Raw genomic sequence first — 14,011 nt, 5'->3', positions numbered from 1 at the left:
ATCCTTATCTCTTTTAAATTGGCTCAATCAAAATGTGGGATTTTCAGGACAGCCCCTGTATTCGCCGATGTTACCATTTGTGCATAACGTCCGAGCCAGCCAGTTTTTACTTTCGGTTCTGGTCGTTTCCATTCTTTTTTACGCTTATCTAATTCTTCATCACTCACTCTTACTTCTAGTAAGCGTTCTTCAACATCAATACATACAATATCCCCTTGTTCAAGAAGTGCAATCATCCCGCCAGCTGCTGCTTCTGGTGAAATATGTCCTACTGAAATTCCACGTGAAGCTCCAGAGAAACGTCCATCCGTTAATAATGCAACCTCAGCACCTAATCCCATTCCAGCAATTGCTGATGTTGGTGCTAACATTTCTGGCATACCAGGGCCACCTCTTGGTCCTTCATAACGAATGACAACTACATCTCCTTTTTTCACTTTCCCAAGCATAATGCCAGCAAGTGCCTCATCTTGTGAATTAAAAATAACGCAAGGTCCTTCAAAACGCTTTACTTCTGTTGCACCGCTTTTAATAACTGCTCCATCTTTCGCAAGGTTGCCTTTTAATATACGCAATCCTCCTTCCTCACTATGAGGGTTTTCGAGAGAGTGAATAACTTCCTTATCTTTAATCTCTGCCTCAGCAATATTTTCTCTTAATGTTTGCCCAGTAGCAGTTATTCGATCAAGATGAAGTACTCCTTCTTTCCGGCTCATCTCTTTCAAAATTGCACTAATCCCGCCCGCACGATCAATATCTTCCATATGCCAATTTGAGGCTGGACTTACTTTACATAAATGAGGTACACGTCTTGAAACTGCATCAATACGGTTCATATCATAATCTAGTCCTGCCTCTTGTGCGAGTGCTAGCGTATGTAATACTGTATTCGTTGATCCGCCCATCGCCATATCAAGTGCAAAAGCATCGTCAATTGCTTCTTCTGTTACAATATCACGCGGCTTAATATCTCTTTCAATTAAAATTTTCAATTTCTCTGCTGCTTGTTTAATTAACTCTTCGCGTCTTGGATCAATTGCTAAAATACTCCCGTTACCAGGAAGAGCTAAACCTAACACTTCACATAAACAATTCATAGAGTTCGCGGTAAACATACCCGAACAAGAGCCACAAGATGGACAGCCATGATCTTCAATATCTTTTAATTCTTCTTCTGAAATTTTCCCAGATTGATAAGCTCCTACTCCTTCAAAAACGGAACTCAGATCAACAACTTCCCCTTTAGATGTTTTTCCTGCTGCCATCGGGCCGCCTGAAACAAACACAGTCGGAATATTAATACGTAGTGCAGCCATCATCATACCTGGTGTAATTTTGTCACAGTTTGGGATACAAATCATGCCGTCAAACCAGTGTGCATTTACAACCGTTTCTACTGAATCTGCAATAATTTCACGACTTGGAAGAGAATAACGCATACCGATATGTCCCATCGCAATACCATCGTCAACTCCAATTGTATTGAATTCGAATGGTACCATACCTGCCGCGCGAACTGCCTCTTTTACAAGTTTCCCAAACTCGTTCAAGTGTTTATGCCCTGGAATAATTTCAATAAAAGAATTACAAATCGCTATGAAAGGTTTATCAAAATCTTCATCTTTCAAACCAGTTGCTTTTAATAAACTACGGTGCGGTGCTTTATCAAAACCTTTTTTAATCATGTCACTTCTCATCTTGTCAAATCCCCTCTTACATATTTTTCATTTATACTCTCTTACTCTATTTCTTTACTAATTCTTTCGGTGCATGAATCCAGCTCATCATTTCACGAAGCTCTGCTCCCACTTTTTCTAATTGATGATTTTGTTCTGCTTTTTTCATTGCGTTATACGTCGGACGCCCTGCTTGATTTTCTAAAATCCATTTCTTCGCAAATTCACCTTGCTGAATTTCTGTCAGAACACGCTTCATTTCCTTCTTCGTTTCATCTGTAACAATTCTCGATCCTGTTACATAATCTCCAAACTCTGCCGTATCTGAAATAGAATGGCGCATAGTCGTTAATCCACCTTCGTACATTAAGTCAACAATTAGCTTTAATTCATGCAAACATTCAAAGTATGCAATTTCAGGACGATATCCACCTTCCGTTAACGTTTCGAACCCGGCCTTCACAAGTGCAGTTACCCCGCCGCAAAGTACAGCTTGCTCACCGAATAAATCCGTTTCGGTTTCTTCTTGAAATGTCGTTTCAATTACCCCCGCACGTGTACACCCTACACCTTTTGCATACGCCAGTGCTACATGTAGCGCTGTTCCCGTCGCATCTTGATGCACTGCGACTAATGCTGGAACACCATTTCCTTCTTGAAATACACGGCGAACGAGATGACCTGGACTTTTTGGCGCGACCATCGCTACATCTACGTAACTTGGCGGATTAATTTGTCCGAAGTGAATGTTAAATCCATGTGAGAAAAGTAACATTTGTCCTTCACGAAGATTCTCTTCTACCTCTGCTTTATACACATGAGCTTGCTGTTCATCTGGCAATAACATTTGTACAACTTGTGCGGTTCGAACCGCTTCTGAAACAGACATTACTTCAAATCCATCCGCTTTCGCTACTTCATACGACTTACCAGGACGAACACCAACTACAACCTCTACACCAGAATCACGTAAATTTTGTGCTTGCGCATGACCTTGTGATCCATAACCAACTACTGCAACAGTTTTTCCTTGTAATAACTCTATATTTGCATCTTTTTCATAATATGTTTTCATATTCCATACACTCCTTATAATTTATTTACTTGCAGAACATCAATTAATTTTTTCAACTGACTAACAAGTAATGTCGCTTCATTTTCAGTACAAACTGCTGTGAGTTTCATTTCAGAAACACCACTAGTATCTCTTTCTTTTAAATGTAAAGAAGAAATATAATAACCACGCCGAGCAAAAATCCCACTTATACGTAATAAGACGCTTGGCTCGTTATGAATAACGAGTGAAAAAGTATGACTCATTCTTCCCACCTCTTCATAATCATTTCGTTATTCCCTTTGTTTGGCGGAACCATCGGAAATACGTTTTCACCTTCTTCTACACAAAAATCAACTACGACAGGACCTTCGTGAGCAAATGCTTCTAACATCACTTGTTTTGCCTCGGTTGAATTTGTTGCTCTTAATCCCTTTACTCCATAAGCTTCTGCTACTTTCACAAAATCTGGTGATCCAATTTTTGATTCTGATAAACGATTTTCATAAAACATTTCTTGCCATTGCCTTACCATCCCTAAAAATTTGTTATTTATGATAAATACTTTTACAGGGATGTTATTTTCAGCAATTGTTTGTAGTTCTTGAATGTTCATTTGAAAAGAAGCGTCACCTGCAATACAAATGACAAGTTCTTCTTTTTTAGCTAGCTGAGCACCAATTGCTGCTGGAAAACCAAACCCCATTGTTCCTAATCCTCCAGAGGTAAGGAACGTCCGAGGTTTTCTTGCTTTATAGAAGTGAGCAGCCCACATTTGATGCTGACCTACTTCTGTTGTGACAATCGCTTCACCATTCGTTAATTCACTTACTAAGTTGATCACATGCTGTGGTTTTAACTCAGATTCTTTTTGCTTATAAGAAAGTGGATATTCTTCTTTCCATGTCTTTACTTTCTGAAGCCATTCGTCTGTTTGTGTATAAATAGACATATGTAACAGCATGTGTAACGCTTTTTTTACATCACCAACAATCGGATGTTCTACAGTTACATTTTTATGAAACTCAGAAGAATCAATATCAATATGTACTTTTTTCGAGTTTGGAGAAAAAAGTTCTAATTTTCCTGTTACACGATCATCGAAGCGAACACCTAATGCAAGTAGTAAATCACATTCTGTTACCGCCATATTAGCAGCGTATGTCCCATGCATACCAAGCATCCCTAGAAACAATGGATCTCCCGGTGGATATGCACCAAGTCCCATTAAAGTTGAAACGACTGGAATACGGTTCTCCCTTGCGAATTCGAAGAGTTCATCGGATCCACCTGAATGAATGACACCTCCTCCAATATAAAGAAGTGGACGCTTAGATTTTGAAATTGCTTTAGCCACCTCTCTAAGTTTCATGCTGTCTGGTACAAGTTCTGGTTTGTACCCCGGAATATCAACTTCTTCATTAAAGAAACTGGTGACTTTTGCATTTTGAACATCTTTTGGAATATCAATTAATACTGGTCCCGGACGCCCGCTTTTGGCGATGTAAAAAGCTTCTTGCACAATTCGTGATACATGATTCACATCACGAACCTGGTAATTATGCTTCGTAACAGGTACTGTAATTCCGACAACATCCGCTTCTTGAAATCCATCTTTACCAATTAAAGGCGTCGCAACTTGACCGGTAATGACAACTAAAGGAATCGAATCCATATAAGAGTCTGCTAAGCCCGTAACTAAATTTGTCGCCCCTGGGCCAGAGGTAGCAAAGACTACCCCGACCTTTCCAGAAGCTCTCGCATATCCTTCAGCCGCATGAATGGCAGCTTGTTCATGACGAGTTAAAACATGTTTCAAACCACTTTCGTATAAAGCATCGTATATTGGCAAGATTGCTCCGCCCGGATAGCCGAAAATGGTCGTTACACCTAATCTCTTTAAACATTGAATCACATGTCCAGCGCCTGTCATTTCTTCATACTGTAATTTCTCATACGCTGTATACTGCTGCTTCATTTCCATTAACTCCTCTCCTTATTTACGCTAAGCTTTCCGTCAGCCCGGGAACACGTACTCCTCTTTCTCTCGTTAATTTTTTAAATTCTTCGGTCAATTGTTTCGTTACACTTCCTGGTTTCCCATCTCCAATTTCTCTGGAATCAACTTTTACAACTGGAATTAACTCCGCTGCTGTTCCTGTTAAAAATACTTCATCCGCTACATATACATCATGGCGAGTGAACGGTCTTTCCTCACACGGAATACTCAGTCGCTCACATAGCTCGATAACACTATTTCTCGTAATACCTTCTAATGCTCCTAAATAGGATGGCGGGGTTAATACTTTTCCATCTTTCACAACGAAAACATTATCACCAGAACCTTCACAAACATATCCTTGTTGATTTAACATAAGAGCCTCTAACACTCCTGCTTGTGCTGCTTCAATTTTTACAAGTACGTTATTTAAATAATTCATTGACTTAATACGTGGATCTAACGCATCTGGCGTATTACGTCTTGATGCAACAGATACAACGCTTAGCCCATTATCATAAAATTCTTGTGGGAATAACTTTAATTGTTCTGCAATGATAATTACGCTCGGCTTCACACAACTTCTCGGATCGAGCCCTAAGTCACCTTTTCCTCTTGAGACAATTAAGCGAATGTAAGCATCAGTATATTCGTTTTTTTGGAGTGTATGTAAAACTGCTTCTTCCATTTCTTCTACCGTCATTGGAATTGTTAGTAAAATAGATTTCGCTGATTCATACAATCGTTTCACATGTTCTTTTAAACAAAATACATTTCCTCCGTAACTACGAATCCCTTCAAATACACCGTCTCCGTATAAAAAACCGTGATCATATACTGAAACAACTGCCTTTTCTTTTTCTACAAATTCCCCATTCATGTAAATGTACTGGTTTCCCATCTCACATCGCTCCTCTTTTTTTCTCTATTTTTTGCAATCTATTTCTACATCGATTGCTGAGATGAGTATTTTTAACAGAATATTCAGTATATAAACCTTAAAAATATACTCGTCTCAACAATCGATTACTTACATACTTATAGCAATCCATTGCTGAGACGAGGGAATCGTGGTACCACTCAGCTTCCTTATACTTCTCACGAAATATAAGCTCTGCAAGTCCAATTAGACTTTTGTTTTTCTATCGGGAACAACCCCGCTACTTTTTACTAGTTTTCAAAAGTAGTGCTCCAAGGTGATTTTCAATGAGTGAATTGTTACCACCCTCACAGCCTCGGGGCAGCTCTCTGAAACAATCTTTATCATTTACTCTCCTCTTCTACGCATTCTCTTCTTCTATTTTTAAAAATAAAAACTCTCGCCTCAGCAATCAACTACTACAATTTAGTAGCTTTGATTGCTGAGGCGAGAGTTTCGCGTTACCACTCAGCTTCCTTATACTTCTCACGAAATATAAGCTTTGTAGGTCCAATCAGACCTCCGTCCTTTTACCGGAGACGATGCCGCCGCCCTCTACTCAGTTTCCCTTTCGCAAGCGATGCTCCGAGGTGATCTTCAATGATTCGATTGTTACTACCCTCACAGCCTTGGAGTAGCTCTCTGAAACGATCATAATCATCTACTTTCCTCTTCTTTGCATATACAACATATAAAGTTAGAAAATTCTTAATTAACTTTTATTTGTTACACGTATTATAGGACGTTGTTCTTTTCCTTGTCAACATGTTTTTTCAAAAAAAATCAAAATTCATTCTATTTATTTTTTCTCAAATCAAAATTGGAATGCATTACTTACATACACTCATATATTACTTAAGTATGTCTGCATTACTACATAAAGAAAAACTTATAAAGTTTATGAGGAGATGAGGAAACTATGTTAAAAGGGAAAGTAGCGTTAGTTACAGGAGCAAGCCGAGGAATTGGACGAGCAATCGCTAAACGTTTAGCAAATGACGGTGCATTGGTTGCTGTTCATTACGGTAATCGAAAAGATGACGCTGAAGAAACTGTTCATGAAATTCGATCAGATGGTGGCCAAGCTTTTTCTATCGGCGCAAATTTAGAATCCTTACACGGTGTAGAAAACCTTTATAACGCTTTAGATACTGAATTACAAATGCGCACTGGTGAAACACAATTTGATATTTTAATAAACAATGCTGGCATTGGTCCTGGTGCTTTTATTGAAGAAACGACTGAACAATTTTTTGATAGAATGGTTTCAGTAAATGCAAAAGCTCCATTCTTTATCATTCAACTAGCACTACCACGTTTACGTGACAATAGCCGAATTATTAATATTTCATCCGCTGCCACCCGCATTTCTTTACCTGATTTTGTTGCATATAGTATGACGAAAGGCGCTATTAATACAATGACTTTTACGCTAGCAAAACAGCTTGGAGCACGAGGAATAACGGTGAATGCAATACTTCCAGGATTTATTAAAACAGATATGAATGCAGAACTCTTGAGCGACCCAATGATGAAGCAGTACGCTACTACTATTTCCGCTTTCAATCGCTTAGGTGAAGTAGAAGACATTGCCGATACTGCTGCATTCCTTGCTTCTCCAGACAGCCGTTGGGTTACTGGACAATTAATTGATGTGAGCGGAGGATCTTGTTTATAAAAAACATATATTTTCAAATCTTTTTTATTGCGCAATAAAACAATTTATATAATACTATATAAAACATATACATTTAGGAGGATTACAGCAATGTCCGAAAAAACATACGAACTCGCAACCTTCGCAGGCGGTTGCTTTTGGTGCATGGTAAAACCATTTGATGAACTTCCTGGTATTCATAAAGTACTTTCTGGCTATGCAGGAGGTCATGTAGAAAACCCAACATATGAACAAGTAAAAGCTGGAACATCTGGACATTTAGAAGTTGTTCAAATTACATTCGATCCTTCTATTTTTCCTTATCAGAAATTACTAGACTTATATTGGCCACAAATCGATCCAACTGATGATGGCGGACAATTTTTTGACCGTGGTCCATCTTATCGTACCGCTATTTTTTATCATAACGAAACACAAAAAGGGCTTGCTGAAAAATCAAAACAAGCTCTTGCAGAAAGCGGTATGTTTAAAGATCCAATCGTGACTGAAATTCGTCCTGCTGCACCTTTTTACGAAGCAGAGGAATACCACCAACATTTCTATAAAAAGAATCCAGAGAAATATGCTACTGAGCAAAAGGAATCTGGTCGTGAAGACTTTATAAAAGAAAATTGGCAAAAAAAATAATAAAAACGCATCGTGCTTTTTGAGTACGATGCGTTTTTATTTTTGATAAAAGTACCATACAATTAATAGAACAATTGCTGTTAGTGACCAAAGTACTATCTCGTTTTTCACTCTATTCTTTTTCTTAGTCATTTCATTCCCTTCTAATAACTATTAAACATATTCAATTTTTTCTTTGTTTAATTGTCCATCTTATATAAGTGAATACATCCTTACAAATTCTAATAGCAAGACCACCAATAATTCCGATTGCAATGGAAATTACTAGCATCTGTCCAAAACTAAAAGAATTTGTGTACATTATGTAGAGAACGATACATATAAGTAAAACATCCGGTAAAGAAAGTAAAAACCTTTTAAGCATTCCTTTATCTCCTCTACACTTTTTAATTTATATCTTCTACTGTAATTTTGAAATAAAATTTGTTCAAAAATTCCATTTATACCCTCATTTTATGAAAAATAATAAGAATCCCTTTTCAAAAGAGATTCTTATTCAGCAGATTTAAGTTTAATTATTTTCTACATATCCTATTCCATAATTACTCCTAAAATAGAATAATATTACTAATGATTTATTGTAAATTGACTATTTGCCAGGCAACCGAATGTCGCGCCAGCTACCTACATCGCATTGGCCAAATTCATTATTACCTACCGCAATCACCGTGCCGTCTGATTTTAGTCCGACTGTATGTGCACAACCAGCCGCTATCGCTACAATATCTCTCCAATCACTTACGTTACATTGACCATACTCATTCCAACCCACTGCCACCACGGTACCGTTTGATTTAAGTCCGATTGTATGATTCGTACCAGCCGCTATTGCTACAATATCTCGCCAGCCACTTACATCACACTGGTTATGTTTATCATTACCCACTGCTGTCACCGTACCGTCTCGTTTAAGACCAACAGTATGAAGATACCCAGCCTTGACCGCTACAATACCTCGCCAGCTACTTACATTGCATTGACCATATCGATTATTCCCCACAGTCGTCAATGTGCCGTCCAATTTAAGACCGACTGTATGCCAGTCACCCGCTGTGACTGCCACAATACCTTGCCAACTGCTTACATTGCATTCTCCTTCTTTATTTCGGCCCACCGCTACTACCGTGCCATCCGATTTAAGGCCAATAGTACGACGCCACCCTGCCGCAACCGCTACAATATTATGCCAATCGTTTACATCACATTGTTCATGCTTATTCCAACCCACTGCTACCGCAGTACTGTCACATGTAAGACCGATTGTATGAGCATTACCCGTGTTCGTTGCCATATGAACATTGCCCACTGCGACTGCTTCAATATCTCGCCAGCCACTTACATTACATTCCCCTTCTTTATTCCGGCCCACCGCTACTACCGTGCCATCCGATTTCAGGCCAACTGTATGACAACGCCCCGCCGCTATCGTATCTTTAGGCCATCGTTTCACTTTTTCTTTCGATAAAAGGTAATCCATGTTTTACCTCCTTGCATATAAGCAACTGTATCATAATAGATATTTTTATCAAATTTCATTATAAATCTACATTTACAAAGAAAGCTTATTTTACTTCTTCAAAAAATAAAAACCTCCAGTTTAAATACTAGAGGTTTTCTCGTTATTTCTTCAAGCGTTCAATAAAATCGTTCAATTTATCTAGCGATTTCATATTCTGATTGCAAGCTACACCATCTTTGCAAATGTAGTTTCCCTTTTTAACGAAAGTTCCTGGTACATCGCCTTTAATTTCAACTAAAAACATTCCTACTTCTTCATGTCCATGACATAACGAACAAATGCTTTTTTTATTTAAACTTTGGAACGTTCCTTGCAGACCAACAAATTTATTTTTATCATTTTTCGCTATAATAAATTTCCTGCTTGACCCCTTATCAATCCAGCTTAAATAAGATATTTCTTTCATATCCATTTCTTCCATATCAGGAAGTTTTAACTTTTTCGCTTTAGGAAATAATTTTTTTAATGTTTGTGCTGTAACTTCTTGAAACGGAATTACATACGGATTTATTTTCATTAAAAATGATTCTGCATCTTCTCTATTTTGAACTGTTAATACCGTATCAATTAACTCTTTCTGTTCATCCGTTAAATTCTCAAATACATGTATTATCTTTTCAATCGCAAGCGATTTTAACGCTTGAATTACACCTCTATCATTTGCCGTTGCATGCCCGTTTGCTAAAATATAAGCTTGTGATTTTATAAAATTATATTGATCACTTCTAATAAACGCTTCCATCTTTATCACTCCATACAAATTGTTGATCTAGTTTTATTGTATACAATGATTACGTTTTTTGATATGTAAAAGATAACTTAGAAACAAACATTACATATATCACTTATTCTCTACCGCTGCATTTCCTGACAAAAGAAGCCATCATCTGTTTTCCATTCCGCATATAATACGTCTTCAAATTTAGTAATTCCTTTTTGCTTTATTTGTTTATAAAGCCATCCTTCATCAAATCCCGCTTCCCTCAAATTATCCTTAACTACTTTTCCATCGCTAATTAATGAAATTGGTAAGTATACAGGCTTATGTTTTAAACTTAAATCATTTATAGTAGGAGATTCGTATTTACTTTTTTTCAGAACGCTTATGTTTCCGTTCGGTTCCAATATCATATATTCAACTTCTCGGATTGAAAATATATCTTTTTGTTGCCTAAGCATTTGTTGTAATTGGTTTATATCCAAATGATTTACGCTTAATTGTTCACGATCAATCTTTCCGTTACGAATAATAATTGAAGGATATCCTTCAAAAAACCTTCTTGTTCCTCTTATTTTTTGTGTTATCACTTCTATAGTATAAATTAAAATTACCCAAACAAATACTGAATATAAAATAGACCATACTTTAATTTTAGGATCATATATTGAATTTCCAACGAGCTCACCTAGGACGATTGCAGAAATAAAATCAAATGGCGTTAGCTGAGATATTTGTGTTTTCCCTAATATTTTTGTAGCAATTAATAGAACAAAAAAACCAACTAAAAGCTCTATCGTTATTTGTCCAATATGATTCATATATGTTCACCTTTCTACTTTTCAAGTGCTCTGTATACCATTTAATAAAAAAACGGCACATTTTTTCTATTATCATGCCCGTTCACACCTCATATATCCAATACACATAAAACAAAAAGAGTCTGATTCAAAGTAATATATGAATCAGACTCTTTTCCTCTTATTTAGAATACACAATCTTTTTAATCGTTTCCCCAGAAAGAAAATATTCTTCTGCAAGTTGATGAATAGCAATCCCACTTTTAAACGCTTCTTTAATTGCTTTATTTCTTTCATCTAGTTGTTTTCTTCCGCCAGATCGTGTACCCCATTTATAATGTTTCGTTTCTTGTTTCGGAATGTAAATTGTTTCACCTTGTATATACTTTTGAATTTCAGTAATTAAACTCTCTGGTAAAACAGCATTAGCTTTTACGTATTTCATTTCTGCTCGCCCCTTATTTTTTATGGTTCATTTCAATAAGGTGCAAAGCCAAATATAAAAAATGATACGAGCTCATATAGGCGATTGTATATTACTTGTCTACCTCACGCAAAGTATCGCCATTTCCATACTTGGCTTTGCATGAGACGTTGCAGTGTCTGGCAATTGAATTATAATCGCCATATAAACACCTCCTAATATACCTTTTGCATTTTATTATATGATAAATTCCTTCTCCTTGCATCCACACCCTTCTTAAAGCACGAAATTACTTAGTTTGATATAATACTTTTTAACTGAATTAAAAATCATTGTGAGGTTACATTATGAAGAAAAAAATTATCATTACAATCGTTACACTATTCTTTATTATCACGGCATTATTCGGAACATACAAATTGATGAACGCAAGAAGCTTTCAATTATTTGGAGCTTTAACACAACGCGTAGAAACAAATGAAAAAGTGATTGCTTTAACTTTTGATGATGGCCCTACTAACAATGTAAAACAAATATTACCGCTACTAGATAAATACAACGCTAAAGCTACTTTCTTTTTAATTGGAAATGAATTAGAGCAAAATTTATCGTTAGGAGAAGCTATCGCGCAATCTGGGCACCAACTTGGAAACCATACATATTCTCATAATAGAATGGTTTTCAAAACACCTTCTTTTATTAAAGATGAAATAGAAAAAACGAATTCATTAATCCGCCAAACAGGATTTACAGACAAAATTGATTTTAGGCCCCCTAACGGAAAAAAATTAATCGGACTACCCTATTATTTAAATAAAAATAATATCGAAACCATTATATGGGATCTTGAGCCCGATACTTTTTATAAATCTGCAGCTGATAAAATTGAATATGTTAATAAAAATGTAAAACCAGGTTCTATCATTTTACTGCATTCTATGTATGATGAGTCTAATGAAAATTTTAAAACGATTGAAGGTATTTTAGATTCTTTATCTAAGAAGGGCTATCAGTTCGTAACAGTAAATGAATTGCAAAAAAGAGCAAAATAAAAAGGTAGCGTATCTATGTATGATACGCTACCTTTCTTTTTATATAATGCCAAGTACATTTAAGAATACGATAATAATCGCAATTGGTGCGATATAACGAAGTAAGAATAACCATAACACAAATAGTTTGTATCCTTTATTTTTACTTACACCTAGCTCTTTCATTAATACATCTTTCTTCATTTTTAAAGGAACAAAGATAGAAACTAATAATACACCAAGTGGCATTAAAACGTTACTTACTGCATAGTCCGCTAAATCAAAGACTGTCTTTCCGAAAATCTTCAGATCACTTAATATACCGAATGATAATGCTGATGGTACCCCAACAACGAAGATTAATAACCCTACGATTAAGGCCATTTTTTCACGTTTCCCTTTACCTTTTGATGTTAACGATGCAACACTAATTTCTAACATCGAAATTGCTGATGTAATCGTAGCGAAGAAGAATAGTAATAAGAAAACAATGAAGAATAATTTTCCGAACGCCATTTTACTGAAAATAGCTGGCAACACGATAAATAATAGTCCCGGCCCTTGAGATGGTTCCATTCCAAATGCGAACACAACTGGGAAAATTGCAAGTCCTGCAAGTAATGTAATAACAAGAGTTAAGGCTACGATAGAAAATGCTGAACGTGGTAAGCTTTCTTCTTTCGGTAAGTATGAGCTATACGTTACCATAACGGCTACCCCGACAGATAATGAGAAGAACGATTGCCCCATTGCGTATAATATAACTTCTGATGTTACATGTGAGAAATCAGGTTGTAAGAAGAAACGAACGCCTTCTCCAGCACCATCTAATGTAAGTGCACGAACGATTAATACAAAGAATAAAACGAATAATGCTGGCATGAAATATTTATTTACTTTTTCAACACCATTTTGTACACCTTTACTTACGATGAAAATAGTAATAAGGATGAATAATAGCTGTGATCCAACTGCTAAATATGGATTGGAAATGATTTCACCAAACGTAGCTTCGTATGCTCCATTTCCTTCCCATAGTCTACCTGTAATTGCATTCCATAAATATAATAAAATCCAGCCTCCTACAACACTGTAGAAAGAAAGTAATATGAAACATGTTACAATTCCTAATTTACCTAACCAAGGCCATAACGTTTTAGGAGCAATCTCTCTATATGCATCGACAGCCTCTTTTTGTGTACTTCTTCCAATAACAAATTCAGCTAATAATAGCGGTAAACCAATTAATAATGTGAAACCGATGAAAATTAGGAAGAACGCTCCGCCTCCTCCAATGCCGGCCATATATGGGAATTTCCAAATCGCTCCAAGACCAATTGCCGAACCTGCTGCAGCTAATACGAAACCTAATTTCGATGTCCATTGCTGTGAATTCATTTGTTAATCTCCTCTCTATCTCTTTTTCTTTGTTACAATTCGGTATTTATATTGTTCTATCAATACTCTTTTCTAATACGTTCACTTCCTCCCTAATAAAAAAACGTCCCTACGTAAATACGTAGGGACGACAAAAATATCGCGGTACCACCCTAGTTGTGAAGAACA

General features: G+C 36.6%; 14 protein-coding genes and 1 other annotated feature. Of the genes, 3 read left to right on the top strand and 11 right to left on the bottom strand.

The window, feature by feature from the left end; all coding sequences use genetic code 11:
• Positions 1 to 23 precede the first annotated feature (23 nt).
• From ilvD to ilvE, 5 genes are read right to left on the bottom strand one after another with little or no spacing between them, the layout of a single operon-like run.
• Positions 24 to 1,697: a dihydroxy-acid dehydratase gene (ilvD, locus tag OXT04_RS02395; RefSeq protein ID WP_001255813.1), complete on the bottom strand. Its 1,674-nt coding sequence runs from the start codon at positions 1,695 to 1,697 to the stop codon at positions 24 to 26.
• A 46-nt stretch (positions 1,698 to 1,743) separates the two neighbouring features.
• Positions 1,744 to 2,751, bottom strand: a complete 1,008-nt coding sequence (gene ilvC, locus OXT04_RS02390) for a ketol-acid reductoisomerase (RefSeq protein ID WP_098255525.1) — start codon at positions 2,749 to 2,751, stop codon at positions 1,744 to 1,746.
• Positions 2,752 to 2,765: 14 nt separating this feature from the next.
• On the bottom strand, positions 2,766 to 2,996 hold the full coding sequence (locus OXT04_RS02385; protein ID WP_000019909.1) for an ACT domain-containing protein: 231 nt from the start codon (positions 2,994 to 2,996) through the stop codon (positions 2,766 to 2,768).
• On the bottom strand, positions 2,993 to 4,708 hold the full coding sequence (gene ilvB, locus OXT04_RS02380; RefSeq protein WP_267412849.1) for an acetolactate synthase large subunit: 1,716 nt from the start codon (positions 4,706 to 4,708) through the stop codon (positions 2,993 to 2,995). Before ilvB ends, OXT04_RS02385 begins: the two co-directional genes overlap by 4 nt.
• A gap of 22 nt (positions 4,709 to 4,730) precedes the next feature.
• Positions 4,731 to 5,630 carry a branched-chain-amino-acid transaminase gene (ilvE, locus tag OXT04_RS02375; RefSeq protein WP_000528161.1) on the bottom strand — a complete coding sequence of 300 codons (900 nt, stop codon included), beginning with the start codon at positions 5,628 to 5,630 and terminating at the stop codon, positions 4,731 to 4,733.
• A gap of 151 nt (positions 5,631 to 5,781) precedes the next feature.
• Positions 5,782 to 6,021: a binding site (T-box leader), on the bottom strand.
• A 546-nt stretch (positions 6,022 to 6,567) separates the two neighbouring features.
• Between ilvE and OXT04_RS02370 the strand changes: the two genes are divergently transcribed.
• Together OXT04_RS02370 and msrA are read left to right on the top strand one after the other, a co-directional pair.
• Positions 6,568 to 7,326 (top strand): SDR family oxidoreductase, encoded by a 759-nt coding sequence (locus OXT04_RS02370; RefSeq protein WP_065228619.1) that lies wholly within the window; start codon positions 6,568 to 6,570, stop codon positions 7,324 to 7,326.
• 90 nt (positions 7,327 to 7,416) lie between these two features.
• Positions 7,417 to 7,953 carry a peptide-methionine (S)-S-oxide reductase MsrA gene (gene msrA / locus OXT04_RS02365; protein WP_001291883.1) on the top strand — a complete coding sequence of 179 codons (537 nt, stop codon included), beginning with the start codon at positions 7,417 to 7,419 and terminating at the stop codon, positions 7,951 to 7,953.
• Positions 7,954 to 8,116: 163 nt separating this feature from the next.
• Here the strand turns inward: msrA and OXT04_RS02360 are convergent, their stop codons facing one another.
• The 5 genes from OXT04_RS02360 to OXT04_RS02340 form a co-directional block, all read right to left on the bottom strand.
• The gene (locus tag OXT04_RS02360) at positions 8,117 to 8,317 is read right to left on the bottom strand and encodes a hypothetical protein (protein WP_000919314.1); all 201 of its coding nucleotides are present in this window, start codon (positions 8,315 to 8,317) and stop codon (positions 8,117 to 8,119) included.
• Between the two features lie 225 nt (positions 8,318 to 8,542).
• A complete protein-coding gene (locus OXT04_RS02355) occupies positions 8,543 to 9,430 on the bottom strand; it encodes an RCC1 domain-containing protein (protein ID WP_025118568.1) in 888 nt (295 codons plus the stop codon).
• 142 nt (positions 9,431 to 9,572) lie between these two features.
• Positions 9,573 to 10,214, bottom strand: a complete 642-nt coding sequence (locus tag OXT04_RS02350) for a FusB/FusC family EF-G-binding protein (RefSeq protein WP_000387074.1) — start codon at positions 10,212 to 10,214, stop codon at positions 9,573 to 9,575.
• 110 nt (positions 10,215 to 10,324) lie between these two features.
• Complete coding sequence (locus OXT04_RS02345; protein WP_001015539.1) at positions 10,325 to 11,011, bottom strand: DUF421 domain-containing protein; 687 nt, start codon at positions 11,009 to 11,011, stop codon at positions 10,325 to 10,327.
• 160 nt (positions 11,012 to 11,171) lie between these two features.
• Positions 11,172 to 11,435 (bottom strand): CD3324 family protein, encoded by a 264-nt coding sequence (locus OXT04_RS02340; protein ID WP_000878325.1) that lies wholly within the window; start codon positions 11,433 to 11,435, stop codon positions 11,172 to 11,174.
• A gap of 326 nt (positions 11,436 to 11,761) precedes the next feature.
• Here OXT04_RS02340 and OXT04_RS02335 point away from each other — a divergent pair, with 326 nt between their 5' ends.
• Entirely contained in the window at positions 11,762 to 12,466 is a 705-nt protein-coding gene (locus tag OXT04_RS02335) for a polysaccharide deacetylase family protein (RefSeq protein WP_000726855.1), read from the top strand.
• Between the two features lie 39 nt (positions 12,467 to 12,505).
• Here OXT04_RS02335 and OXT04_RS02330 read toward each other — a convergent pair whose 3' ends face one another.
• On the bottom strand, positions 12,506 to 13,843 hold the full coding sequence (locus tag OXT04_RS02330; RefSeq protein ID WP_001088187.1) for a sodium-dependent transporter: 1,338 nt from the start codon (positions 13,841 to 13,843) through the stop codon (positions 12,506 to 12,508).
• Positions 13,844 to 14,011 lie beyond the last annotated feature (168 nt).

This window comes from Bacillus sp. GC_Bacil_1 (assembly GCF_026540675.1).
Taxonomy (GTDB): Bacteria; Bacillota; Bacilli; order Bacillales; family Bacillaceae_G; genus Bacillus_A; species Bacillus_A cereus.
Note: the sequence above shows the minus strand (reverse complement) of the source record. Positions and strands in the feature narration are given on the sequence as shown.

Bases quoted from the DNA above. Each gene is read 5' to 3' on its own strand.
- OXT04_RS02385 (WP_000019909.1), bottom strand. From the start codon at position 2,996: ATGAGTCATACTTTTTCACTCGTTATTCATAACGAGCCAAGCGTCTTA.
- OXT04_RS02335 (WP_000726855.1), top strand. From the start codon at position 11,762: ATGAAGAAAAAAATTATCATTACAATCGTTACACTATTCTTTATTATC.
- msrA (WP_001291883.1), top strand. From the start codon at position 7,417: ATGTCCGAAAAAACATACGAACTCGCAACCTTCGCAGGCGGTTGCTTT.
- OXT04_RS02330 (WP_001088187.1), bottom strand. From the start codon at position 13,843: ATGAATTCACAGCAATGGACATCGAAATTAGGTTTCGTATTAGCTGCA.
- ilvD (WP_001255813.1), bottom strand. From the start codon at position 1,697: ATGAGAAGTGACATGATTAAAAAAGGTTTTGATAAAGCACCGCACCGT.
- ilvC (WP_098255525.1), bottom strand. From the start codon at position 2,751: ATGAAAACATATTATGAAAAAGATGCAAATATAGAGTTATTACAAGGA.
- OXT04_RS02370 (WP_065228619.1), top strand. From the start codon at position 6,568: ATGTTAAAAGGGAAAGTAGCGTTAGTTACAGGAGCAAGCCGAGGAATT.
- OXT04_RS02340 (WP_000878325.1), bottom strand. From the start codon at position 11,435: ATGAAATACGTAAAAGCTAATGCTGTTTTACCAGAGAGTTTAATTACT.
- OXT04_RS02360 (WP_000919314.1), bottom strand. From the start codon at position 8,317: ATGCTTAAAAGGTTTTTACTTTCTTTACCGGATGTTTTACTTATATGT.
- OXT04_RS02350 (WP_000387074.1), bottom strand. From the start codon at position 10,214: ATGGAAGCGTTTATTAGAAGTGATCAATATAATTTTATAAAATCACAA.
- OXT04_RS02355 (WP_025118568.1), bottom strand. From the start codon at position 9,430: ATGGATTACCTTTTATCGAAAGAAAAAGTGAAACGATGGCCTAAAGAT.
- ilvB (WP_267412849.1), bottom strand. From the start codon at position 4,708: ATGAAGCAGCAGTATACAGCGTATGAGAAATTACAGTATGAAGAAATG.
- ilvE (WP_000528161.1), bottom strand. From the start codon at position 5,630: ATGGGAAACCAGTACATTTACATGAATGGGGAATTTGTAGAAAAAGAA.
- OXT04_RS02345 (WP_001015539.1), bottom strand. From the start codon at position 11,011: ATGAATCATATTGGACAAATAACGATAGAGCTTTTAGTTGGTTTTTTT.